Source organism: Actinophytocola algeriensis (assembly GCF_014203735.1).
GTDB classification, from domain to species: Bacteria; Actinomycetota; Actinomycetes; order Mycobacteriales; family Pseudonocardiaceae; genus Actinophytocola; species Actinophytocola algeriensis.
The window spans coordinates 274,759-299,053 of record NZ_JACHJQ010000008.1 but is presented as its reverse complement, the minus strand read 5'-3'; the positions used below and the strand labels follow the sequence as shown (position 1 = coordinate 299,053).

Here is a 24,295-nt window from a genome sequence, read left to right as displayed (position 1 = left end):
GTGCCCGTGACATCGGACTTCGAACACATGCTGCGCGGCGCCGCGCTGCGTGTGACGCGCCCCCGCCTGGCGGTGCTGTCCGCGGTGCACGCCCATCCGCACGCCGACACCGATTCGATCATCGGTATCGTGCGCTCGGATCTCGGCGGGGTGTCCCACCAGGCCGTCTACGACGTCCTGCGTGCGCTCACCACCGCCGGGCTGCTGCGGAGGATCGAGCCACCGGGCTCCGCGGCGCGGTACGAGGCGCGAGTAGGGGACAACCACCACCATGTCGTGTGCCGGTCCTGCGGTGCCATCGCCGACGTCGACTGCGCCGTCGGTGCCGCCCCCTGCCTGACCGCGTCCGACGACCACGGGTTCGTGATCGACGAGGCCGAGGTCGTCTACCGGGGCCTGTGCCCCGGCTGCTCCACCACCCGTTCCTGAACAACACGAACGTTCCCATCCCGGAAGGATTCCTGTGTCTGACAGTCCTGACGCCCGCGTCGGAGAGATGAACGAGCTGGGTGCCGGTGGGTGCCCGGTCTCCACGGGGCGTTTCAACCACCCGACCGAGGGTGGGAGCAACCGTGACTGGTGGCCGAACCGGCTGAACCTGGCGATCCTGCGCAAGCACACCCCGGTCGCCGACCCCATGGACCCCGGTTTCGACTACGCGGCCGAGTTCAACAGCGTCGACCTCGACGAGCTCGCGCGTGACGTCGACGAGGTGCTGACCACGTCGCGGGACTGGTGGCCCGCCGACTTCGGCCACTACGGCGGCCTGATGGTCCGCATGGCGTGGCACAGCGCGGGCACGTACCGCATCGAGGACGGTCGCGGTGGCGCCGGTGCCGGCATGCAGCGCTTCGCACCCCTGAACAGCTGGCCGGACAACGGAAACCTCGACAAGGCCCGCCGTCTGCTGTGGCCGGTCAAGAAGAAGTACGGCCGCAAGATCTCCTGGGCCGACCTGATGATCTTCACGGGCAACCGCGCCCTGGAGACCATGGGCTTCACGACCTTCGGCTTCGCCGGTGGCCGCGCCGACGTATGGGAGCCCGACGAGGACGTGTACTGGGGGCCGGAGCGCACCTGGCTGGGCGACGAGCGCTACAGCGGTGACCGCGAGCTCGAGAACCCGCTCGCCGCCGTCCAGATGGGCCTCATCTACGTCAACCCCGAGGGCCCCAACGGCAACCCCGACCCGCTCGCCTCGGCCAGGGACATCCGCGAGACGTTCCGCCGCATGGCGATGAACGACGAGGAGACCGTCGCGCTGATCGCGGGTGGCCACACCTTCGGCAAGACGCACGGTGCCGCCGACCCCGACGTGTACGTCGGTGCCGAGCCCGAGGGCGCCTCGATCGAGGAGCAGGGCCTCGGCTGGAAGAACTCGTTCGGCAGCGGCAAGGGCCGCGACGCCATCACCAGCGGTCTCGAGGTCACCTGGACCTCGACGCCGACGCGGTGGGGCAACGGCTTCTTCGACAACCTGTTCGGCTACGAGTACGAGCTGACCCAGAGCCCGGCCGGCGCGAACCAGTGGGTGGCGAAGGACGGCGCCGGGGCGAACACCATCCCCGACCCGGAGACCGGTGAGCTGAAGCGCCCGCCGACCATGCTCACCACCGACCTCGCGCTGCGGTTCGACCCGATCTACGAGCCGATCTCGCGGCGGTTCCACGAGAACCCGGACCAGTTCGCGGACGCGTTCGCCCGCGCCTGGTTCAAGCTGACCCACCGCGACATGGGCCCGATCCAGCGCTACCTCGGCCCGCTGGTGCCGCAGGAGGAGCTGATCTGGCAGGACCGCGTGCCCGCCGTGGACCACGAGCTCGTGGACGCCGACGACGTCGCCGCGCTCAAGGAGCGGATCCTCGCCTCGGGTCTGTCGGTGTCCCAGCTGGTGTCCACCGCCTGGGCGTCGGCCTCCACGTTCCGCGGCAGCGACAAGCGCGGTGGCGCCAACGGCGCCCGCATCCGCCTCTCGCCCCAGCGGGAGTGGGAGGTCAACCAGCCGGACGAGCTGGCGCAGGTGCTGACCGCGCTCGAGGGCGTTCAGCAGGCCTTCAACGCAGAGCAGACCGGCGGCAAGAAGATCTCGCTGGCCGACCTGATCGTGCTGGGTGGCGCCGCGGCGGTCGAGAAGGCCGCCAGGGACGCGGGCCACGACGTGCGGGTGCCGTTCACGCCGGGCCGCACCGACGCGTCGCAGGAGCAGACGGACACCGAGTCGTTCGCGGCGCTCGAGCCGAAGGCGGACGGGTTCCGCAACTACCGGGGCAAGGGCAACCGGCTGCCGTCGGAGTACCTGCTGATCGACCGTGCGAACCTGCTGGGCCTGAGCGCGCCGGAGCTGACGGTGCTCGTCGGCGGCCTGCGGGTGCTGGGTGCCAACTACGAGCAGTCCTCGCTCGGCGTGTTCACCTCGCGGCCGGGGTCGCTGACCAACGACTTCTACGCGAACCTGTTGGACATGGGCACCGAGTGGACGCCTGCGAACGGCGACGGCGAGATCTTCGAGGGCCGCGACCGCGCCACCGGCGAGGTCAGGTGGACCGGCAGCCGCGTCGACCTGGTGTTCGGCTCGAACTCCGAGCTGCGTGCGGTCGCCGAGGTCTACGCGAGCGACGACGCCGAGGAGAAGTTCGTCCGCGACTTCGTCGCCGCCTGGGACAAGGTCATGAACGCCGACCGGTTCGACCTGGGCTGATCTCCCGCTGACCGACTGAACAGCGAACCGCCCCGGGCCTGCTTCCGCAGCCCCGGGGCGGTTCGCTGTTCAGTCCACTTCGGACTACCCGGCCGCGCAGCCGGGTGTCATGCCCGTGCCGGTCCCGGTGCCCTGGAACCCGAACTCGACCGACTGGCCCGCGGCGATCGCGCCGTTGTGCCCGACGTTCGTGAACGCGACCGTGCCGGTGCCCGCGCTGCGGGTCGCCTCCCAGCTGTTCACGATGGTCGCGCCCGACGGCAGGGTCGCCGTCACGGTCCACCCGTTGACCGCCGCGGCACCCGCGGTGACCCGGACCGTGGCGACGAATCCGCCCGTCCACTGGTTGACCGACGCCGTGGCCGTGCAGCCGTCTGCCGGCGGCGGGTCGGCCGGCGGTGGGTCGGCCGGCGGTGGGTCGGTCGGGCCGTCGGACAGGGTCGGCGTCTGCCAGGTGCGCCACTCGGCGAGGTTGCCGGCCTTCCGGCTCGAGATCCGGAACACCGCTGGCGCGCTGCCCGTGCCCAGCAGGAACCGCTGGATGCTCTGCTGCAGTGGCGTGCGCCACTCCGACCGCGACGCGCAGTGCGTGCCGTCCTGGACGTCGGACCAGTAGCTGATGTTGCCACCCGCGCCGAGTGCCTTGTAGACCTCCGCGCCGCCGAGCGCGGCCACGCTGCCCGAGCGGGCACCGAGCCAGTCGACGTGCGGGTTCTCCATGATGAACAGGCCGCGCGGCGCGATCATGCCGACGACCTCGTGCGTGTCCACCGGCAGCGTGGCCGGGTTGGAGGTGAACGAGCCGAACGCGTCCCCGAGCCACGGCTGCTCGCCGTAGGCACTGCTCAGCGGCTGCGACCCCGACTCGCCGGGGAGGCCGCGGAAGATGGGTGCGCCCGCGCTGCCCGACTCGATCGGCATGGTCAGCGCGATCCGCTGGTCGAACGCACCTGCGGCGAACGCGCCCTTCCCGTACCGCGAACAGCCCGTGACGCCGGTCGCGTCCGCCCGCAGCACCGAGCCGCCGGACTGCTCGATGACGTCGATGATCCGGCTGACACCCCACGCCCACGCGGCGAGCAGCCCGGTGCTGCTCGCCGAGCCGTAGAGCGTGTAGAACGCGCCCTGCTTGTTGTTGCGTGGCGTGCCTTCCCGCCCGACGGCCAGGGGGTCGTAGCTGATGACCGCGGCACCGGCCGCGCGGATGGTCGCGGTGTCCGCGCCGAACCCGCCGATCACGACCACGGCGGGGAAGGGCCCGGACCCACTGGGCAGCTGCACACCCGCGGAGAAGCTCGCGCTCCGCCCGCCCTGCGACACGTTCACCGTGATGTTGCCGCTCGACACCGTGCCCGTGACACTCGACGGCTTCGGGGGTTTCTCGCCGTACACGTACCGTTCCGCGAGCCGCTTGATCTCCGCGCGCCTGCACCGCCACTCGGACTTCGCCGTGAGCCGGCTGCCGTTGATCTTCGTGAACGGGTCGGGCAGCCGGGAGTCCGAGGTCAGCGAGCCGGGCAGGGTCACCGGACAGTCCACACCGTCGTCCTCGACACCGGCGGCCGTGACGGTGACCCCGGTGGCGACCTCCTCGGATGGCGGACTCGCGGCCACCGACACGGCCCCCGCGATCGCGAGCGTCGCCACGGCCCCCGCGACGATCGATCTGGTGAACATCAGGGCTCTCCTTCCGGGTCATGGCGGCACGACAAACCAGGCATCCACAAAGGACGCCGTGAAATGAGGAACCGTCGCGTGCCCGCGAGAGTCGATGCATTTCGAAATTATCGACAATGTTTCGGAATTATGCTAGATCAATGCCCGAGATACGGTCAACCTTTCGGCGGAAGCAGCGAATTCGGTGCGAAATGTTCCGGAAATTTCGGGCCCACACACGAAGGTCGAGCCCGAACCGGTGGGCCGTAAGGGCCGACGCGACTCGGCCGTGCGGACGTATGCGGGCCCCCGTGCACGCTGCGAAAACCGTGCCCGCGCTCCCGCGAATGGCTCTGTACCAGTGTGTTCGGCCGCGGGTACCGTCCCGGTGATCATGATGGCCACGGTGTCCGGGAGGTTGGCATGAAGAAGGTGACCGCGAAGAAGGCGGGCAGCACGAAGTTGACGGCGGGTTCGCGCAGGCTGTGGATCGAGTGGTGCTGGTGACCTGACCGCCGCGGCCGGGGAGTGCCATGAAGGAGTACGGACCGTTCGACTGCGACGCCTGGGCCGGCGGGCCGTATGCCGGTGCCGGCGAGTTCCTCGAGGTCGTCGTCGCGGAACTCCTCGGCCGCGCACCGGAACTGGTCGACCGGCACGCGGTCGAGCTGGTCAGCGCCGTGCCCGGTCTCGCGCCGGTGCTGCCGGCGTCGGCGGCGGCCGCGCTCGACGAGTCGGCCGACGTCCAGATCCGCTTCCACCCGGCGGCACGCACCCGCGCGCTCGCGTTCGGCCTCGCCGAGCTGGTCCGCGCGTGGGCCGCCGTCGAACCCGCTACCGTCGCGTTCGCCAACACCGACCGCGCGGACGGCACCGTCGTCGAACTGCTCGACGCGCTGCGCCCCGTGCCCGGGCTGACGCTGACGCTCGGCAGGACCAGTCCGGCCGAGCCCGACCAGGATCCGGCTGAACTCCGTGCCACGCTGGGGTTCAGCATCGCCAGGGGCTTCTACGACCACGGGCGCCGGGTCGCATCCCACGGTCGCGACCGGACCACGCCCGCGACGGACCTCGGGCTGTGGTGGGCGTTCACCACGGGCCTCGCGACCTGCCTGACCGCGCTCGGCGAACCCGCCGCGGCACGGGACCTGTACCTGGCGGCGGTGGCCGCCACCGACGACCCCGCGATCGTGATGTCGGCGTCCGCGTCGCTCGGCGTGCTGCACACCCGCCACCTGCCCGCGGACCCGGCGACCGCGCGCGACTGGCTCGAACGGGCCATGGCCCTGGCCGCTGAGCTACCCGAGCCGAGACGGACGGTCCTGTCCGTCTTCCACGGTCAGGGCCTCGCGTTGCTGGACAGCAAGGCGGGTGACCACGACCGCGCGCTGCGGACCATCGACGACGGTCTCGCCGCCCTCGACCGGGTGCTCGCCGAGGGGGAGCGGCGCCAGGACCGCGCGCGGCTGCTGCACAACCGCGCCCAGGTCCACCTCGCGCTGCGCAGGCCGGCCGCGGCACTCGCCGATCTCGACGCGGTGATCGCGCTGGACCCGTACAACGCCGAGTACTACACCGACCGCGCGTCGCTGCTGCGCGCCGAGGGCCGCGTCGAGGAGGCGATCGCCGACTGCACGGCGGCGATCCGGTGGCACCCGCACCTGCCGGAGGCGTACTACAACCGCGCGGACCTGCTCCAGTCCACGGGCGAACCGGACGCCGCGCTCGCCGACCTGGACTGTGTCCTCGCCCAGGAACCGGCCCACGTCGACGCGCTGACCAACCGCGCCGCGCTGCGGTACGAACAGGGCGACGTGGACGGTGCGGAGACCGACGCCCGCGCGGGCCTGGCCGCCGCACCCGGTGACCCGCACCTGCTGTGCGCTCTGGGCCTCGTCCACGCCGAACGCGGCGACCTCGCTACCGCCGCCGACCTGTTCACCCAGGCGCTCGAAGCCCGGCCGGACCTCACGGAGGCGCTGGTCAACCGCGCCACCACCCACTTCGACCGCGGCGACATCCCATCGGCGGTCGACGACCTCACCGCGGCACTGGCAGTCACCGACGACCCCGTCACCCGCTACAACCGAGGCCACGCCCACCGCGAACTCGGCGACTGGCAGTCGGCCGCGGCCGACTTCACCGCGGCACTGTCGCTGGACGACGGCGCCGACACCGACTTCACCACCGAACTGCACGCGGCCATCGCGGAGTGCACCACGCACGCCTGATGCCGTGCCCACCCAACGCTCGACGGGATGGCATCGCCCCGGGGAGCTTCATGAAGAAGTTCTCATGATGGCTTCATGTTGGCGGTGACCTCAGGACCCAGGGTGGGCCGTGTGATCCCGTCGCGGCGAACGGCAGCCCTCCTGGTGGCGGCCGCTGCCCTGTTCGCGGCCGTGTTCGCGGTCTTCTCCCTCACCGGGCGGGCTGAGCCGCCGCAGGTGACGCCGCAGGTCACGATCGGTGAGTCCGCCCCACCGCAGCCGACCACCCCGCCCACGACACTGCCGCCAAGGACCACCCCGCCCGCGTTGACCACCACCCAGCCCCCGCCGCCCCCGCCGCGCACCACGGTCGTACCGCCTCCACCGCCCGTCCACGACGACGATGACGACGACGACAGCGGCGATGACGGCGATGACGGCGATGACAGCGACGACTGAGCGCCTGCGCGGCACCCGGGTGCCCGCGCGCGTGCGGATCATGGCGTGGCTGGTCGGCCTGATGACGCTGTGCCTCGCGACCGTCGTGCTCGTGATCGCGGAGCGGCTCGGATCCGGGGTGGACGACCGGGCGAACCGGGCGATCGAACAGGAGGTTGGGGAGTTCGTCACCTTCGCGCAACGGGCCAAGGACCCGGCCACCGGCCTCCGGATCGACGACCCGGGCCAGCTGCTGCAGGCACATCTCGCCATGCAGTACCCCGACGCGGACGAGGTCCACCTCGGTGTGGTGGTGACCGACCGGCTGCACGCGGTCCAGCAGGGCGAGCCGCCCTACGAGGTCCTCGACGACCGGCGGCTGCTGCGGGACCTCGTCGCCGCGCCCGGCACGTACGGCGAGCACGTGACCCCGGCCGGGGCGTTCCGGTGGGCCAAGATCACCGCGGTGACGCAGGACGGGGCGCGCGGCTGGTTCGTCACCGGCTACTTCATGGCCGGCCCGCACGCGGAGACCCAGGAGACCGTCACCGTCCTCGTGCTGGTCAGCGCCGTCGGGCTGGTGGTCGCGGTGGCCGTCGCGTGGCTCGTCGCGGGTGCCATCCTCGCGCCGGTGCGCACGGTCCGGCAGGCCGCCGCACGCATCACGGAAGAGGACCTCACCCAGCGCATCTCGATGCACGGCCGCGACGACATCGCCGCACTGGCCGAGCAGTTCAACGCCATGCTCGACCGGCTGGAGCAGGCGTTCACCGCGCAGCGCGAGTTCATCGACGACGCCAGCCACGAGCTGCGCACCCCGATCACGATCGTGCGCGGGCACCTGGAGGTCATGGGCGACGACCCGGCCGAGCGGGCCGAGGTGGTCCGGCTGTGCACCGACGAGCTCGACCGGATGAGCCGGATCGTGGAGGACCTGCTGCTGCTGGCCCGCGCGCAGCGCCCGGACTTCCTGCGCCCGCGACGGGTGCCGGTCGCGGACCTGACCGTCGACATCGACGCCAAGGTGCGCGCGCTCGGCGACCGGACCTGGCAGCTCGAGTCCGTGGCCGAGGGCGACGCGTGGCTCGACCCGCAGCGGGTGACGCAGGCGGTCGTGCAGCTGGCCCAGAACGCCGTGCAGCACACCACACCCGGCGACGAGATCCGCCTCGGGTCGAGCCTGCGCGGCGGGTCGGTGTCGCTGTGGATCACCGACGTCGGGTCCGGCATCGCACCCGACGAGCTGAGCCGGATCTTCGACCGGTTCGCCAGGGGCGCAGGCGGCCGCGTGGACCAGGGCGGCGCGGGTCTCGGGCTCGCGATCGTGAAGGCCATCGCCGAGGCACACCGCGGGGTCGTGCACGTAATGTCGGAACCGGGCCGGGGTACTACGGTCGGTGTCGAACTCCCGTCCATTGTGGAGGAAGTCGGATGAGCGGCCGGATCCTGATCGCCGAGGACGAGCAGCGCATCGCGTCGTTCGTCGAGAAGGGGTTGCGTGCCAACGGGTTCAGCACCAGCGTGGTCGCCGACGGCGACACCGCGCTGTCCTGGGCGGTGACCGGCGACTTCGACCTGGTCGTGCTGGATCTCGGGCTGCCGGGCCGGGACGGGTTCGCCGTGCTGCGCGCCATGCGGGAGACCAAGGTCACCACGCCGGTGATCATCCTGACGGCGCGCGACTCGGTGCACGACACGGTCGCCGGGCTGGAGGGCGGCGCCGACGACTACATGACCAAACCGTTCCGGTTCGAGGAGCTGCTGGCCAGGGTCCGGTTGCGACTGCGGCCGACGGACCGGGCGCCCGAGGTGACCGTGCTGCGCGCCGGTGACCTGTCGCTGGACCTGCGCACCAGGCGCGCGCAGCTGCCCGGTGCGGTCACCGTCGACCTCACCGCGCGGGAGTTCGCGCTGCTGGAGCTGTTCCTGCGGCACCCGAGCCAGGTGCTGACCCGCGAGCAGATGCTCTCGCACGTGTGGGGCTACGACTTCGACCCCGGCTCCAACGTGGTCGACGTGTACGTGCGCGCGCTGCGCCGCAAGATCGGCAACGACCGGATCACCACGGTCCGCGGCATGGGCTACCGCCTCGGACCGTGACGTCCCCGACCGTCGACGATCGGCTCGACGGGGGTGGCGCGCTCAGGACCGGCGGCGCGGCTTGCGGGTCTGACCCCGCCTGGGGGCCGCCGGTTTGGTGACCGGCTTGGCTTTCCGCTGCTTCTTCACCGGTTCCGGCTGCGCGCCTCGGGTGCTGTTGACCGTGCGGCCCCGCACGATCCCGATGAACTGTTCCACGAGGTCGGTGGTCTCGGCCTCCGGCCAGGACAGCGCGACGCGGGACTGCGGCACGTCGGTGAGCGGCCGGTAGGTGAGGTCCTTGCGGTGGTGCAGCCGGGCGAGCGACTGCGGGACGACGAGCAGCCCGACCCCGGCGGCCACCAGTTCGACGGCGTCCTTGGTGGTGTCGGGTCGGTGGTCGGCGACCTTCCCGGGCGGCGCGGCCCAGTCGAGGGTGTCGTCGTGCGGGTGCAGCACGAGGCTGTCGCCGATGTCCTCGGTGGACACCTCGTCGGCCGCGGCGAGGTGGTGGTCCTTCGGGAAGACGACGACGGTCGTCTCCGTGTAGAGCGGGATCGCGTGCAGCCCGTCCCGGTCGGCGGGCAGCCGCAGGAGGACCGCGTCGGCGTCCCGGTCCCGCACGAGGGCGGCCGCGTCGGCGGCGGACACCTGCACGAGGTCCAGCGGCACACCGGGCACCCGCTCCTGCCAGGTCCGCACCCACTTCGCGGGTGTCACCCCGGGCACGTAACCGAGGGTGAACGTCGTTGGTGCCGTCACGTGGGCAGATTACCGGGAGTGTGGGGTGCGTCCGTTACCCTCCTCGCCATGACGGCGCGCAAGACCCCTCAGACGATGAAGCCCGCGACCGCGGCGAAGAAGCTGGGCGTGTACCTCGAGGCCACCCCCGCCGAGTTCCAGGAGGGTGTCGTCTCGCGCGATGATCTGAACGCCATGCAGTCCGACCCACCGGAGTGGCTGCGCGACCTGCGCCGCAACGGCCCGCACCCGCGTCAGGTCGTCGCCGCGAAGCTGCGGGTGTCGATCAGCGGCCTGGCCCGCGCCGGTGTCACCGAAGCGCTGACGACCGAGCAGATCGACGCGCTGAAGGCGGACAACCCGGAGTGGCTGCAGCGCGAGCGCGCCATCCAGAACGAGGTCAGGAACGAGCTGTCCCGCCCGCGCCCCTGAGCGGTGACGTGGCTGTCGCACGGCTGAGGACTTCGGTCCCTGCCGGTTGATGCTTCGCCCTGTGGCCCGATGGGCACATGCCTGGCTTCCGTTCATAATTAACTACTATTAGCTATATAGATGTCCGATTTTAGTGCCAAAATGTCACTGGGCCACAGCAACGCACAACGAGCCCCGTTCACAAGAAGCCACGAAGGGAAGAATCAGGCTCGGCCGGTTTCCGTCCTCGTCTCTGACGGGCGGCGACGACTGTGTCCGGTGCGAGCCGAACCGTGGCCCCTGCGCCGTGAAAGCGCTCTTCTGGCGTGTGCCCGTCGTTACGGGTCTTTGGGCTCCGTTGATAGGGGAATTGGTCCCCTTGTCCGGGCCGGTGCTGGCGGGTCTGCTCTGTTCAGGGGTTGAGGAGGCGGCAGTAGTGGACGAGATGACGGTGGCTTCGGTGATGACGAGGCGTGTGGTGACCGTCGTGCCGGAGATGCCGGTCGGGGCGGTGGTGGCGGCGATGTCCGAGAGTGGGCTGCGGGCGTTGCCGGTGGTCGACGGGAATGGGCTGCCGCTGGGGGTGGTGTCCGAGGCGGATCTCGTGGGGCCGGAGCGGTGGGTGCGTGCGCGGGGGCGGCACGCGGTGGAGGTGATGGGGTCGCCGGTGCGGGCGGTGCATGCCGACGAGCCGGTGAGTTTCGCGGCGGGTGTGCTTGCCAGGACCGGGTTGCGGCGGCTGTTCGTGACCGACTGGGACGGCAGGCTGGTCGGTGTGGTGTCGAGGCGGGATCTGCGGCGGGCGCGCAGGTCCGCGGAGGTGCGGGAGTCGTTCGGTGCGGTGACGTTGCCCGGCTTGCCGGTGCGGGTGCCTTAGCCTCGGCGCCATCGGCCGAGTGCGCCGAGCACCATGGGGATGAGGAGCCAGACGGGCCAGAAGTACTGCGGGTGGCCGGAGCCGATGCTGGACACCAGCCAGATCACCGTGCCGACGACGAAGATGCCGCCGAAGCCGCCGAGCCATGCCTTGACGAGCTGTCCCGCGCGTTCGGACCTGACCGCGGGCAGTGGGGTGGCCGTGTGTGGGGCCGGGTCGGTGGTGTGGGTTCTGGCGGGGGCGGTGCCGGGGATGTCGTCGAGCAGGCCGTCGAGGTCGCCGTAGGTTTTGGCCGCGTAGGCCTGCTGGAGGCGTTCGTCGTACTCGGCCAGCTCGAGGCGGCCTTCGTCGAGTGCCTTCTTGAGCTTGTCGGCCACCGCCTGGCGATCGCTGTCGGCGGCGCGCATCTCGTCACGACCCATGTGCACAGGATGTCATCGTGTGGTCGGTGGCCGGTAAGTGCGGGCGCTGGTGTGTCACAGGAACCTCATCTGGCGTGCTTAGCGTCCGGGTCATGATCGGAGCGCTGGGGGCGTCGGACCCTCGGGAGGTGGGCCGGTACCGCGTGCTGGCCGAGTTGGGCCGGGGCGGGATGGGCCGGGTAACGACGGAGGAGGAGGAGACGACCGCCGAGGAGGAGTACGGCTCGGTGTACGACGCGGTGCCCGGGGAGTGTGCGTGGGCGGAGGCGCCTGGTGGGGACTGGTCGGTGGTGCCGTGCGAGGACTACGTGTTCGAGGTGCTGAACGTGTTGCGGGGGGTGACGGATCCCGATGACTGCGGCAACGACGTGCGGGTGCGGATGAGCGTGGATTTCGACGACGCGCGGGTGTGCCTGACGTTCCGGTACGGGAACGACGGTGGTGTCGCCAGGACGAACGACTGTCTGGTGGGTGTGGGTGTGGGTGAGGAGTCGGATCCGGTGTTCACGGACTGCGAGAACGCGACGCACATCGTGTCGGGGTACGACTCGGACACGTTCGATCCGTCGTTCTGTGGTTCGGACGGGTGGCACGGGTGGGATGACCCTGGTGCCTGGGGTGGGTACCTGGACTACACGATCTGTCTACGTCACGTGTAGGTCCGGTGGGGTGAGGTCGCGGTAGGCGCGGGCGACGAGTCCGAGGAAGGCGGTTTCGGTGGCGAGGTCGTCGCCGCCTGCGATGGTGGTGTCGTCGGTGGTGCGGGGTGGGTGGTCGGCGGCTCTGGCGTGCAGTGCGGCGGCGATGACGGTGGCTTCGACGGTGGCGTGGAGGCGTTGGCCGTGGAGTCCGGCCTGGGTGGCGCGGTGGTGTGCGGTGGTGGCGATGCCGGGGTCGCGGTAGGGGCGGAGTGCGAGGAGGCCGTCGCGGATCTCGATGACGCGGCGGTAGAGCCGTAGCCGTATGCGGCGGAGTACGAGGATGTCGGGGACGGTGGGTGGGTCGAGTGCGATGGCGGGGTCGGCGCGGTAGAGGGCGCGCCAGAGAGGGCCGAGTTGGCGGTAGCGGCGGTGGCGGCTGAGCCAGGCGAGCATGGCGGGGAGGACGGCGCCGATGAGGACGAGGAGGTAGGCGGTGGTGGGGAGGATCTTGCCGGGGATGGTGGTGCGGCCGAAGGCGTAGTCGAAGTCCATGCGGGAGGCGGCGCCGACGATGACTTTGTTGACGAGGTAGGTGGCGGCGAGGGTGATGCCGGTGACGACCATGCGGAGGGCGACGCGGAGTGCTGTGGTGTCGGCGATCCTGGTGTGGCGCAGGCAGAGGCGGATGATGTCGGCGTAGGCGGGGAGTTGGGCGATGGTGTAGGTGAGGACGTACTCGAACACCCATGGGGACTGGGGCAGCAGGTCGGGGGTGAGTGCGAAGAGGGTGCAGAGCAGGCAGAACATGCCTGTCATCCACCAGGTGTGCCAGGTGCGGCGGAGGCCGTTGACGTGCAGGAGGAGTTCCTGGCCTGCCCATGCGGCGAGGAGCATGCCGGCGTGTGCGATGAGGCGTGGCAGGTTGTGGGTGCCTGCGAGGGTGTTGATGAGTGTGTGGCCGCCGGGGGTGAGGGCGGTGAGGGCGATGGCGAGTCCGAGGAGCATGCGGCGGACGTCGCGGCGGGCGTGGTCGTTGCCGGGTTTGCGGATGAGGAGCAGGAGCCAGGCCAGGAGTGGTGGGAGGTACTGGCGGACGAGCTCACCCATCGTGGTTGCGGTGGTCGTTGTTGAGGGTGTCGTCAAGGGTGTCGTCGAGTGCGTCGTGGAGGCGGGTCTGGGGTGTTCCGTCGGGGCGGGTGGTGGCGTGCTGGCGGATGAGTGAGGCGAGGGTTTCCGCTTCGCGTTCTTCGTGGGTGGTGTAGCCGGCGCGGCCGAGGACGGCGCGCACCATGGTGGGGTCGAGGTGGGGGAACAGGGTGTGGGTGTCGAGTTCTCCGGTCTGTGAGATGGGGTAGTGGTCGCAGAGGATGTGGCTGAGCTCGTGCAGGATGATGTGGTCCTGGTGGGGGCGGGTGGTGTCGCTTTCGTAGCAGATCAGGTCGGTTGTGTCGGTGGCGATCCAGAGGCCGCAGACGCCGGTGAGGCCGGGGGCGGGGACGAGCAGGATGGGTCGTCCGCGTTGTTCGGCGACGCGTGCGCAGAGGGTGTGGACGTCGAACGGGGTGGGTAGGGGGAGGTCGCGCAGGCGGGCGAGGCATCGCTTGCGCAGTCGCCGTTTCCGGAGTGTGTTCACGGCTGGGGGTCCGTCGGTGACGGGTTCAGACCTTCCAGTTCGCGGACCCGGTCGACCATTTCGGTGATGGCCTCGAGGCTTTTGGTGGACAGTCCGTTGGCGCGCATGGCGATCTGGCGCACGGGTCCGTCCCGGAGTACGGCGAGCAGTGCGAGTTCGGCGTCGATGCGTTCGGCTTCGGCGGTGTCGAAGAAGTAGGCGGGTGGGACGCCGAAGAAGCCGGCGAGGGCTTCGAGGTGGCGTTTGGTGGGGTTGTCGCGGAGTCCTTTGCGTAGTTGCCAGAGGTAGGTGGCGGAGATGGTGGGGCCGCCTTTGGCGCGGATGGCCTGGGCGACCTCTTCGAAGGTGTACTCGCCGCCGCCGCGTGGGGTGACCGTGCTGAAGAGGCGGTTGACCTTCGCGGCCAGTGTGGTGTCGGCGGCGTCCTCGGGCATGGGGGGAGGATATCGCCGCGTGGCCCAACCAGCACGGATGAAGCCGCTGACCTGGTTGTCTTCACCTCAGTTGACCGCGTACCTGAGGACAGTTTATGGTCGGGTACCGTCCATGAACTCAGAAAAATGGGAGAGTCGCGGTCGTGACAGACGAACTGGCCACGCCCGGTGTCGTGGACACGGGGATGTGAGCACCGCGCTCGTCCGGTCCCGCTGAGCGGGCTGGAACCAAGTCCGGCCAGGTGGCCCGTCTCGTGGAGGCGGGCCACCTCTGCGTGTCCGGAGGCCCTGTCGCACAACGTGACAGAAGCGTTTGTTAGAGCCTTGTTAGAACGCCCAGGGATGCTTCAGCGGCTCGACGTGTGCCGGCTCTACTTCCCCGAGGTGGACCAAGATGTCGTCTTCGTTGTTGTCGCGCCGGCGCCGGGCACGGGCCGTGCGCGCGGTGTCCCTCGCGGTCGCGGTCGCGCTCGTGGCCGGGCTGGTCGGCGACGTCGCCCGGGACCCCCTGCCGGACGGCGTCGCAGGCTACCGCTACTTCGACGCGCCCGGTCAGCGATGGGGGTCGGCCGGTGGGCAGGCGCACATCGAGCCGGGGGAGGAGAACCGGGTCGTGCCCCGGTCCTACCGGTCGCGCTACCCGTCGACGCTCACCACCGACGACCACCGCAACCGGGCGACGGTGGAGACCGGGCCGGTGCACCGGACCGGGTTCGACCGCGCCACCAGCCGGGAACGCGCCGACCGCCGCGACGCCCACCAGCGCACCTACCGCAACACCGACGGCACCGAGACCACCGAGTTCTCCGCGACCCCCATGCACTACCGCGACGCCGAGGGGGACTGGCAGCCCATCGACACCGGGCTCAGGTCCACCGGTGACGGCTGGCGCAACGACACCAACGTCGCGGCCATCGGGTTCGCGGCCACCGGTGACGCCGACGCGCTCACCACGATGAGCTTCGGCGACCACGAACTCGCCTACGGCCTCGACGGGGCGAGACCCGCGCCGGGCACGGTCGACGGCAGCACCGTCACCTACCCGGGCATCCACCCGGGAGTCGACCTCGAGCTGGCGGCCCGTCCCGGCGGTATCAAGGAAACCCTCGTCCTGCACGACCGTTCCGCACCCCGCACGTTCCGCTTCCCGCTGCGCACCGATCTCACGCCGGCACTGGAGGACGGGCAGCTCGTCCTCTCCGACCGGGACGGCGCCACCCAGGCCGTGATCCCGCCCGGCAACATGGTCGACGCGGGTGCCGCGCTCAGCACCGCGGTCACCTACAAGCTCGACGGCACCACCCTCGTCGTCACCCTCGACGACGCGTGGCTCGCCGACCCGGCCCGCGCCTTCCCCGTCCGCGTCGACCCCACCGTGTCGCTGCCGGTGGCGTCCGGCACCGCCGACGCGAGCATGTACGTCCGTGGTGCCACCTCCACCGGCGGCGGCTCCGAGCTGCAGGCCGGCAACGTCGAGGGCGCGTCCACCGCCTCGTACCTGAAGTTCGGCGGTCTCACCGAGAACCTGCGGTTCCACACGATCTACGGCGCGCAGCTCCAGCTCGTCAACTACTACGCGCAGACCTGCGCCGCCCGCCCGGTCACCGTCCACCCCGTCACCGGGTCGTGGACCCCGACCGGCAGCTACTCCTACCCCGGTCCCGCCGTCGGCGCCGCCATGGCCAGCCGGTCGTTCTCGCACGGCTACTTCGCGCAGGGCCAGTCGCAGTCGGCCTGCCCCACCGCGGCGGAGCTGTTCGACCTCGGCGACGCGGGCACCCGGCTCGTGCAGGGCTGGGTGAACGGCACCACCGCCAACAACGGCATCTCGTTGCGGGGCAACGTGTCCGACGCGTCGAGCGGCAAACGGTTCGTCGGCACGGCCGCGGGTGCGAACCGGCCGACGCTGTGGGTCACGCACAGCCCGTACAACGCGGCGTACGCGATCCCGGACCCGGTGCCCGACCCGCCCGTGCTGCAGAACCAGAACGGCAAGGTGAAGGTCACCGTCACCAACCGCGGCGCGGAGGCGTGGGCCCCTGGCTCCTACTACCTGTCCTACCGCGCCTACAACCGGCGCACCGGTGCGTCCGTCGGCCAGTTCCGCGCCGCCGACCTCGCCGCCACCGTGGCGCGCGGCGGGCGGGTCACGCTCACCGCGACGATCAAGGCGCTGCCGCCCGGTCAGTACTTCCTCGACTTCACGATGGTCCGCACCGGCGGGATCGTGTTCACCGACCACCAGGTCGCGCCCGCGCGCATCGTCCTGGAGATCACCGACCTGCCGCCGGTCGTGCAGGAGCTGTACCCGCCCAACGGCTACCAGGCGCCCACGTTGAACCCGCTGCTGTGGGGCCGCGCGCTCGACCTCGACGCACCGGCCGGGTCGGCGCTGAGCTACAAGTTCGAGGTCTGCGACCGCAACGCGGCCGGGGACCCGGTCAGCTGCACCACCTCCGGGTACCAGGCGAGCCAGGCGTGGGCGCCGCCGGGCGGCAGGCTGTTGTGGGGCAAGGGATATCTGTGGCGGGTGTTCGTCAAGGACGGCGCCAACGAGGTCGCGTCCCCGTACTCGACGGTGTTCGCCGAGGTGCCGCAGCCCGACATCACCTCCCGCGTCGCGGGTGCCGCGCAGGCCGCGCAGGAACGCGAGTACGACCCGCAGACCGGCAACCTCTCCACCGTCGCCGTCGACGCCACGGTCGCCACCGTCGGTCCCGAGCTGAACGTGATCCGCACCTACAACAGCCTCGACCCGCGCCGCGACGGCGCGTTCGGCGCGGGCTGGACGACCCGCTACGACATGCGCCTGGCCGCCGACGACGACGGGTCCGGCAACGTCGTGGTGTCCTACCCGGACGGGCAGGCCGTGCGGTTCGGCCGCAACGCGGACGGCACCTACACCACCCCGTCCACCCGCTCGGCCGCCCTGAGCCTGGCGAGCGGGGTGTGGACGCTCGCCGACCGCGCGGGCGTGGTCTACCAGTTCGACACCGGCGGGCGGCTGATGAAGATCACCGACGCCGCCAAGCGCGCCGTCGTGCTGACCTACGGGACCGGCGGCAAGCTCGCGAAGGCGCAGGTGTCCAACAGCCAGTCCAACACCGCGGGCCGCGCACTGCGGTTCACGTGGACCGGCAACCACGTCACGACGGTCACCACCGACCTGGGCACCGCGTGGACCTACACCTACTCGGGCGACGTCCTCACCAAGGTGTGCGCGCCCGGCGACACCTGCACCACCTACGACCACACACCCGGCTCCCACTACCGCAGCGCCGTGCTGGACTCCAAACCCGAATCCTACTGGCGGCTCGGCGAGGCCGACGGCACGAGCGCGGGCAGCGAGATCGCCGTCAACCTCGGTGCGGACGCCGCCACCTACACAGGCGTCACGCTCGGCGCCGCGGGCGCGCTCGCGGGCGGCGGCGGCACCGCGGCCACGTTCAACGGCACCTCCTCGCGGTTGGACCTGCCCAAGGGTGTGGTCAAGAAGACCCGCGACGGCGCGGTCGAACTGTGGTTCAAGGCCAACCCCACCGGCACCGGCGGCCCGCTGCTCGGCTACCAGGACAAGGCGTTCGGCACCACCCCCGCCCGGGGTGTGCCGGTGCTCTACGTCGGCATGGACGGCAAGCTGCGCGGCCAGTTCGGCACCGCCACCATCGCGCCGATGACCTCACCGCTCGCCGTCAACGACGGCGGCTGGCACCACGTCGTGCTGTCCGCCATGGGCACCACACAGACCCTCTACCTCGACGGCACCCGCATCGGGCAGACCACCGCGACGCTCGACCACACCCAGCTCACGGTCAACCAGCTCGGTGCCGCCACCGCCACCACACCGGGCTCGTGGCCCGCGTGGGGCACCGCCGCCACCCGCTTCTTCAACGGTGCCATCGACGAGGTCGCGATCTACTCCCGCCCGCTCGGCCCGGCCGCGGTCACCGCGCACCACCGCTACGGCGCGACCGCCGCGGACCAGCTGTCGAAGGTGACGCTGCCGAGCGGCTCGGTCGCGGTACAGGCGACTTACGACGTGCTGGCGGACCGGGTCGCGAGCTACACCGACCGCGACGGCGGCACCTGGAAGGTCGGTGCGCCGATCGTGTCCGGCGGCGCCGACCAGCTCCTGCGGACCGTGCAGGTCAACGACCCGTCCGGCAGGCCCAACCTGTACGAGTACGACGCGGTCACCGGTCAGCTGCTGAGGTCCGGGCTGCCGCTGGGCCTCGAACTGCGGGAGGAGGACCGGCCCGGCTACCCGGCGCCCCCACCACCCGAGGAGGTCGAGGAATGCAGTGTGCCCGACCCCGGCGACCCCGAGTTCTGCACGGTCGTGCCCGGCGGCTCCGGCGGGCCGGTGTTCGTCGAGCACCCGCTCGAAGGCATGGCGATACGCACGTACGAGTACAACGACGTCGGCGCGCTGGTGACCGTCACCAACGAGAACGGCGACGCGGTACGGATGACCTACGACGCGCGCGGCAACGTCGTCACCCGCACCACCTGCCGGCGCGCGGGCTCCTGCCAGACCAGCTACACCACCTACCCGGCGACCGTCACCAACCCGTTCGACCCGCGCAACGAACAGCCCACCGAGACCCGCGACGCGCGGTCGGCGAGCGCCACCGACACCACCTACCGCACCAGCTACACCTACACCGCCCACGGTGACCTGGCCACGCAGACCGAGCCCGACGGCGCGATCGTGCGGCACACCTACAGCACCGGCGCCGAACCCGCCGTCGGCGGCGGCGTGATCCCGCCCGGCATGCTGCTCACCACCACCGACCCCCGCGGCAAGGTGACCCGGCAGCAGTACTACGCCAACGGCGACCTCGCGCAGACCACCGAACCGTCCGGGCTGGTCACCAAGTACACCTACGACGTGCTGGGCAGGCAGGTCAGCGAGACCGAGGTGTCCGACACCTACCCGGCCGGGGTCACCACCACCAACGCCTACGACGCGCTGTCGCGGCCCACGGTCGTCACCGGCCCGGTCGTCACCGACGCGATCACCGGCACCCGCCACCAGCAGGAGACCGTCACCACCTACGACGTCGACGGCAACCCGGTGAAGGTCGAGGACCGCGACAAGCTCGGCGGCGACACCACCCGCACCACGACCACCGAGTACGACGACGCGGGCCGCCCCATCCGCGTGGTCGACGCCGAAGGGAACGAGACCACCTCGACCTACGACCGGTTCGGCAACGTCGTGTCCACCGTGGACGCGGAAGGCAACCGGTACGACTACGCCTACACCGCCCGGCAGGCGCTCGCCGAGGTCCGCCTCCGCGCCTACCGAGGCGACGACCAGGGCGGGCTCGTCGGCGACCACCTCGTGCTCGAGTCCTACTCCTACGACTTCGCCGGCAGGCGCGCCAGCGCCACCGACGCCATGGGCAGGCGCGTCGAGTACCAGTACTACGGCGACGACCGGCTGTGGAAGGTCGTGCTGAAGGACTTCCGCGACCCCGACGGCACCAAGCGCGACTACGTCCTCGAGGACAACACCTACGACAACGCGGGCAATCCGGTCAAGAAGGTCACCGGCAACGGCACGATGACCCTCACCCAGACCTTCGACCGCGGCGGCGACCTCGTCACCACCGTCGAGGACCCCGCGGGTCTCGCGCGGACCACCAACTACACCTACGACCAGGCGGGCAACGTCCTGCGGGTCAGACGCACCGGCACACCGTCGAACGTGCCCTGGCCGGTGCCCGCCACCGCCGAGGTCGTCGACTACGTCTACGACGACGCGGGCAACGCGATCCGCGAGACCATCTCCACCGGCACCGAGTCGCTCGCCACCACCTCCACCTACGACCGGCGCGGCCTGCAACTGTCCACGACGGACCCCCGCGGCAACGTGGCAGGCGCCGACCCGGCCGCCTACACCACGAACTTCGCCTACGACGAGACCGAACAGCTCATCCGCGACACCGGCGCGCCGGTGTCCGCGGAGACAGGCGGACAAGCGCAGGCGCAGACCGTGCGGCCCACCGCCACCTACGGGTACAACACCTTCGGCGACCAGACCGCCGTGCGCGACGAGGTCGGCAACGTCCGCACCTGGACCTACGACCGGCTCGGCAGGCCGGTGACCGAGGCAGAACCCGCCTACCGCGCGCCCGGCGCCGCGGACCCGGTCACCCCGACCACCCGCACCCGCTACGACCGGCTCGGCAACGTCACCGAGGTCACCGACCCGCGCGGCAACTCCGTGCGCTACGACCACGACCAGCTCGGCAGGCTCGTCACCCTCGACGAACCCGCCACCAGCGACGACACCCGCGCCCTCACCCGCTACACCTACACCCGCACCGGGCAGCCGCTGTCCACCACCGACCCCACGGGCGCCCGCATCCAAGCCACCTACGACGACCTCGACCGGCCCGTCACCACCACCCAGGTCGAACGGCGGCCCCTGCCCAACAACCTCACCACCACCACCGTGTACGACGACTCCGGGAACGTCGTGCGCGTCGTGTCCCCGACCGGCGCCACCGTGCGGTCCACCTACGACACGCTCGGGCAGCCGACCCGCGTCACCGACCCGGCCGGGGTGTCCACCCAGTACGGCCACGACCACACCGGCCGCCTCGTCCGGCAGGCCGACCACATCGGCCGCACCACCCAGACCGTGTACGACACCGCGGGCCGTCCCGTCACCTACAACGAGATCGCGCCCGACGGCACCGCCAAGCAGACCCGCCGCGCCACCTACGACCCGGCGGGCAACCTGGTCGCCGCGACCGACGGCCTCGGCACCACCACCACCTACACCTACGACGCCGGTGACCAGCTCGTCCGCCAGGTCGAACCGGTGACCGCGACCTCGTCGATCACCACCACGTTCGGCTACGACGCCGCGGGCAGGCGCACCCGGCTCACCAACGGGCTCGGCAACAGCTTCCTGTACTCCTACAACACCCTCGGCCTGCCCGAGACCATGACCGAACCCGCCACCACCGCGCACCCCAACCTCGCGGACCGGTCCTGGACCATCGGCTACGACCCGGGCGGCAACCCCGTGTCGGCCACCGCCCCGGGCGGTGTCACCCGGGCGGCCACGTTCGACGCGGCGGGCAGGCTCACCAAGGAAACCGGTGCCGGCGCCGAGACCGCCACCGCCACCCGCGTACTCGGCTACGACCTCGCCGACCGGATCACCTCGGTCAGCGCGCCCGGCGGCACCAACACCTACGCCTACGACGACCGCGGCAACCTGCTCACCGCCCGCGGCCCCGGCGGGTCCGCCGACTACACCTTCGACCCCGACGGGAACGTCCTGTCCCGCAAGGACGCCGCGGGCGACGCCACCTTCACCTACGCGGGCGGGCGCCTCGCGACCGTGGCGGACGGGCTGACCGGCACCGTGCAGAGCTACGGCTACGACAGCGCGGGCCTGCTGTCCACCATGGACTTCGGGGCCGGCCGGGTGCGCACGTTCACCTACGACGAACTGGCCCGCAACACCTCCGACACCCTGAAGAACGCGGCCGGGACCGTCGTGTCGTCGGTGGCCTACCGCTACAACGCCAACGACCAGATCACCGGCAAGACCACCACCGGCACCGCAGGCGCGGGGGAACACACCTACGGCTACGACCTCGCCGGCAGGCTCACGTCGTGGACCGGTCCGAAGGGGACGGTCGCCTACGAGTGGGACGCGGCAGGCAACCGCACCCGCACCGCCGGCAAGACCGCGACCTACGACCAGCGGAACCGGCTCTTGGCCGACGGCGACTACACGTACACCTACACCGCGCGCGGCACCCGGGCCACCCGCACCAGCTCCGGGCTGACCGAGAACTTCGCGTTCGACGCGTTCGACCGCATGACCGGCGCGCTCGGCCAGACCTACACCTACGACGGGCTGAACCGGCTGACGTCCAAGGGCGGCAGCACGTTCACCTACGCGGGCCTGTCCGACGAGGTCGTCGCCGACGGGGTCGAGAAGTTCGCCCGCGGCCCGGAAGACGACCTGCTCGCTGTCGCCGACAACGCCGGCACCGCCACCCTGGCGCTGGCCGACGAACACGGCGACGTCGTCGGCGGGTTCAGTCCCGGCGACACCGCGCTCACCGGCCTGTCCGACTCCACCGCCTACGACCCGTTCGGGCAGGTCACCGACCGTGCGGGCGACACCGGCAACCTCGGCTACCAGGGCGACTGGACCGACGAGGGCACCGGGCAGGTCAACATGGGTGCCCGCTGGTACGACCCGAAGACCGGCGCGTTCACCGCCCGCGACACCGTCGACCACCCGGGCGGCGACGCGGTCCTCGCGAACCGCTACACCTACGGCAACGCCGACCCGGTGAACGTCACCGACCCCGACGGCAACTGGGGCTGCGGCTGGTGCAAGAAGGTCGCCAACAAGGTCTCCAACGCGGTGTCCAGTGTGGTCTCCAGCGTCTCGTCCGCCGTGTCCACCGTGTCCAGCGGCATCTCCTGGTTCGCGAAGCAGGCGTGGAGCGCCGTCACCTGGACCGCGAGCAAGGTCGCCTCCGGCGCCAAATGGGTCGCGAAGAAGGCCAAGTCGGCGGTGAAGTGGGTCGGCAAGAAGGTCTCGTCCGGCCTGAAATCCGTCGGCCGAAGCCTGTCGAAGGGCACCAAGTGGCTGGCGAAGGGAACGAAGAAGTTCTATTCGTACAGCAAGAAGAAAGCCAGCCAGGCGGTGAACTGGACCGCACGCAAGGCCGAACAGGCCCGCAAGGCGGCGGTCGCCAAGGCCAAGAAGGTCACCAAGGCAGCCCAGAAAGCGGCCGCGTTCGTCGCGAAGAACAGCCCCGTGAAGGCGTTGATGGCCGCGGCGAAACCGGTGCTGTCGGCGTCGAAGAAGCTCGTGTCCGCGGCCGCCCACCTCCCCGCGAAGGTCGTCACGGCCACCCGGGACGTCGTCGCCGACACCGTCAAGAACGCCACGGCCGTGTACCAGAAGGCCGTCGACGTCGCCGGTGCCGTGGTGGAGAACGTGTCCAAGGCCGTCGACGCGGCGGCCGACCTGGCGCAGGCGGCCGCGCCGTACCTGAAAGCCGCGCTGAAGGTCGCCGCGGACATGTCGGGCGTGACCGACCTGGTCAAGTGCGTCACCAAGGGCGACCTCGAAGCCTGCGCCTGGACCGCCGCCACCATCGGCGGCTACCTGCTGGGTGGCGCGGGCGGGGGAGCGGTACGCGCGGCGAGAGTCGCGTCCCTGGCCGCGAAACACGGCGACGACGTCGCGGACGCCGCCCGCGTGGGCAGGCGCCTGACCGACAATGTCGATGACGTCGCGAGCTGCGCCTTCGCCGTGGGTTCCGCCAACAGCTTCACCGGCGGCACCCGGGTGCGCATGGCCGACGGCACCACCAAACGCATCGACGACGTCGAGGTCGGTGACCTGGTCCTCGCGACCGACCCGACAACCGGCCGCGGTGGACCGCGTGCGGTGACAGCCGTCATCGAAGGCACCGGCCTCAAGGACCTCGTCGAGATCGGTATCGATGGCGCGGAGATCGTTGCCACACAAGGCCATCCGGTGTGGAGTGCCACCCGGGGGCACTGGGTCGGCGCGGGTGACCTGGCACCAGGTGACCGGTTGGGTGCCGCGCCCGTCACCGGAACCCGCGAGTGGGCCGAACACCACACGGTCTACAACCTGACGGTCGACGAGCTCCACACCTACTTCGTCGTCGCCGGCGACTCCGATCTGCTGGTGCACAACGAGGACCCGTGCAACCGGGCCGGCGCAGGCATGCCGAAGAAGTCCGTCGAGGAGGTCACTGCCAAGAAGTCCGTCACCGCGGCGCGTGTCCAGGCCCTCGTCGCGGTCGCGAAGGGGGCGCCACCCGCCGTCGGGCAGGTCACGCCGACCCTGGGAGGCATCGACAGCATCATCCTCGGCACCGCGGCGGTCGTCGACGTGGGGGTTCGCCTCGGTGTCAAGGCCGCCAGGGGGACAGCCAAGGGTGTGGTGGCGGGTGCCAAGAAAGTCAGGAACCTGTTCGGCCGGGATACGCCACGAGAACTTCCGCCAGGATCGTGAGAGAGGAACCGAT

The 24,295-nt window shown here is 70.9% G+C and carries 16 protein-coding genes; 10 read left to right on the top strand and 6 right to left on the bottom strand.

The genetic code is table 11. The features are described 5' to 3' along the window. Together FHR82_RS34975 and katG are read left to right on the top strand one after the other, a co-directional pair. Entirely contained in the window at positions 1-429 is a 429-nt protein-coding gene (locus tag FHR82_RS34975; protein WP_184814889.1) for a Fur family transcriptional regulator, read from the top strand. Positions 430-463: 34 nt separating this feature from the next. Then, positions 464-2,698: a catalase/peroxidase HPI gene (katG, locus tag FHR82_RS34970; RefSeq protein WP_311771419.1), complete on the top strand. Its 2,235-nt coding sequence runs from the start codon at positions 464-466 to the stop codon at positions 2,696-2,698. A gap of 84 nt (positions 2,699-2,782) precedes the next feature. On the opposite strand, the gene FHR82_RS34965 is transcribed toward katG, so the two are convergent. Continuing rightward, positions 2,783-4,375, bottom strand: coding sequence for a glucuronyl esterase domain-containing protein (locus FHR82_RS34965; protein WP_184814888.1), 1,593 nt, complete (start codon positions 4,373-4,375; stop codon positions 2,783-2,785). A 512-nt stretch (positions 4,376-4,887) separates the two neighbouring features. Here FHR82_RS34965 and FHR82_RS34960 point away from each other — a divergent pair. The 4 genes from FHR82_RS34960 (at position 4,888) to FHR82_RS34945 (ending at position 9,102) form a co-directional block, all read left to right on the top strand. Then, positions 4,888-6,585 carry a tetratricopeptide repeat protein gene (locus FHR82_RS34960; protein ID WP_184814887.1) on the top strand — a complete coding sequence of 566 codons (1,698 nt, stop codon included), beginning with the start codon at positions 4,888-4,890 and terminating at the stop codon, positions 6,583-6,585. Positions 6,586-6,687: 102 nt separating this feature from the next. Beyond that, positions 6,688-7,023, top strand: a complete 336-nt coding sequence (locus FHR82_RS34955; protein ID WP_184814886.1) for a hypothetical protein — start codon at positions 6,688-6,690, stop codon at positions 7,021-7,023. Beyond that, complete coding sequence (locus tag FHR82_RS34950; RefSeq protein WP_225943848.1) at positions 7,007-8,437, top strand: sensor histidine kinase; 1,431 nt, start codon at positions 7,007-7,009, stop codon at positions 8,435-8,437. Before FHR82_RS34955 ends, FHR82_RS34950 begins: the two co-directional genes overlap by 17 nt. Next, entirely contained in the window at positions 8,434-9,102 is a 669-nt protein-coding gene (locus tag FHR82_RS34945) for a response regulator transcription factor (protein WP_184814884.1), read from the top strand. The genes FHR82_RS34950 and FHR82_RS34945 overlap by 4 nt, the downstream gene beginning before the upstream one ends. A 42-nt stretch (positions 9,103-9,144) precedes the next feature. Here the strand turns inward: FHR82_RS34945 and FHR82_RS34940 are convergent, their stop codons facing one another. Further along, positions 9,145-9,843 carry a LysR family substrate-binding domain-containing protein gene (locus FHR82_RS34940; RefSeq protein ID WP_184814883.1) on the bottom strand — a complete coding sequence of 233 codons (699 nt, stop codon included), beginning with the start codon at positions 9,841-9,843 and terminating at the stop codon, positions 9,145-9,147. A 48-nt stretch (positions 9,844-9,891) separates the two neighbouring features. Between FHR82_RS34940 and FHR82_RS34935 the strand changes: the two genes are divergently transcribed. After that, positions 9,892-10,254, top strand: a complete 363-nt coding sequence (locus FHR82_RS34935; RefSeq protein ID WP_184814882.1) for a DUF5997 family protein — start codon at positions 9,892-9,894, stop codon at positions 10,252-10,254. A gap of 442 nt (positions 10,255-10,696) precedes the next feature. Then, entirely contained in the window at positions 10,697-11,110 is a 414-nt protein-coding gene (locus FHR82_RS34930) for a CBS domain-containing protein (protein WP_184814881.1), read from the top strand. On the opposite strand, the gene FHR82_RS34925 is transcribed toward FHR82_RS34930, so the two are convergent. Then, a complete protein-coding gene (locus tag FHR82_RS34925) occupies positions 11,107-11,532 on the bottom strand; it encodes a DUF1707 SHOCT-like domain-containing protein (protein ID WP_221464663.1) in 426 nt (141 codons plus the stop codon). The genes FHR82_RS34930 and FHR82_RS34925 overlap by 4 nt on opposite strands. 92 nt (positions 11,533-11,624) lie before the next feature. Here FHR82_RS34925 and FHR82_RS34920 point away from each other — a divergent pair, with 92 nt between their 5' ends. Next, positions 11,625-12,191 (top strand): hypothetical protein, encoded by a 567-nt coding sequence (locus FHR82_RS34920; RefSeq protein ID WP_184814880.1) that lies wholly within the window; start codon positions 11,625-11,627, stop codon positions 12,189-12,191. Here the strand turns inward: FHR82_RS34920 and FHR82_RS34915 are convergent. From FHR82_RS34915 to FHR82_RS34905, 3 genes are read right to left on the bottom strand one after another with little or no spacing between them, the layout of a single operon-like run. Then, positions 12,177-13,280 (bottom strand): MAB_1171c family putative transporter, encoded by a 1,104-nt coding sequence (locus tag FHR82_RS34915; RefSeq protein WP_184814879.1) that lies wholly within the window; start codon positions 13,278-13,280, stop codon positions 12,177-12,179. The two genes, FHR82_RS34920 and FHR82_RS34915, sit on opposite strands and share 15 nt — an antisense overlap. After that, the gene (locus FHR82_RS34910; RefSeq protein WP_184814878.1) at positions 13,273-13,806 is read right to left on the bottom strand and encodes a hypothetical protein; all 534 of its coding nucleotides are present in this window, start codon (positions 13,804-13,806) and stop codon (positions 13,273-13,275) included. The genes FHR82_RS34915 and FHR82_RS34910 overlap by 8 nt, the downstream gene beginning before the upstream one ends. After that, positions 13,803-14,240 (bottom strand): helix-turn-helix domain-containing protein, encoded by a 438-nt coding sequence (locus FHR82_RS34905; protein ID WP_184814877.1) that lies wholly within the window; start codon positions 14,238-14,240, stop codon positions 13,803-13,805. Before FHR82_RS34905 ends, FHR82_RS34910 begins: the two co-directional genes overlap by 4 nt. A 394-nt stretch (positions 14,241-14,634) precedes the next feature. Between FHR82_RS34905 and FHR82_RS34900 the strand changes: the two genes are divergently transcribed. Beyond that, positions 14,635-24,282, top strand: coding sequence for an RHS repeat-associated core domain-containing protein (locus FHR82_RS34900; protein ID WP_184814876.1), 9,648 nt, complete (start codon positions 14,635-14,637; stop codon positions 24,280-24,282). Positions 24,283-24,295: the final 13 nt, after the last annotated feature.

What these genes read in the sequence shown, in the direction of transcription:
- FHR82_RS34965 (WP_184814888.1), bottom strand. Translation starts at nt 4,375, where the DNA reads ATGTTCACCAGATCGATCGTCGCGGGGGCCGTGGCGACGCTCGCGATC.
- FHR82_RS34960 (WP_184814887.1), top strand. Translation starts at nt 4,888, where the DNA reads ATGAAGGAGTACGGACCGTTCGACTGCGACGCCTGGGCCGGCGGGCCG.
- FHR82_RS34950 (WP_225943848.1), top strand. Translation starts at nt 7,007, where the DNA reads ATGACAGCGACGACTGAGCGCCTGCGCGGCACCCGGGTGCCCGCGCGC.
- FHR82_RS34945 (WP_184814884.1), top strand. Translation starts at nt 8,434, where the DNA reads ATGAGCGGCCGGATCCTGATCGCCGAGGACGAGCAGCGCATCGCGTCG.
- FHR82_RS34935 (WP_184814882.1), top strand. Translation starts at nt 9,892, where the DNA reads ATGACGGCGCGCAAGACCCCTCAGACGATGAAGCCCGCGACCGCGGCG.
- FHR82_RS34930 (WP_184814881.1), top strand. Translation starts at nt 10,697, where the DNA reads ATGACGAGGCGTGTGGTGACCGTCGTGCCGGAGATGCCGGTCGGGGCG.
- FHR82_RS34925 (WP_221464663.1), bottom strand. Translation starts at nt 11,532, where the DNA reads ATGGGTCGTGACGAGATGCGCGCCGCCGACAGCGATCGCCAGGCGGTG.
- FHR82_RS34920 (WP_184814880.1), top strand. Translation starts at nt 11,625, where the DNA reads ATGATCGGAGCGCTGGGGGCGTCGGACCCTCGGGAGGTGGGCCGGTAC.
- FHR82_RS34915 (WP_184814879.1), bottom strand. Translation starts at nt 13,280, where the DNA reads ATGGGTGAGCTCGTCCGCCAGTACCTCCCACCACTCCTGGCCTGGCTC.
- FHR82_RS34905 (WP_184814877.1), bottom strand. Translation starts at nt 14,240, where the DNA reads ATGCCCGAGGACGCCGCCGACACCACACTGGCCGCGAAGGTCAACCGC.
- FHR82_RS34900 (WP_184814876.1), top strand. Translation starts at nt 14,635, where the DNA reads ATGTCGTCTTCGTTGTTGTCGCGCCGGCGCCGGGCACGGGCCGTGCGC.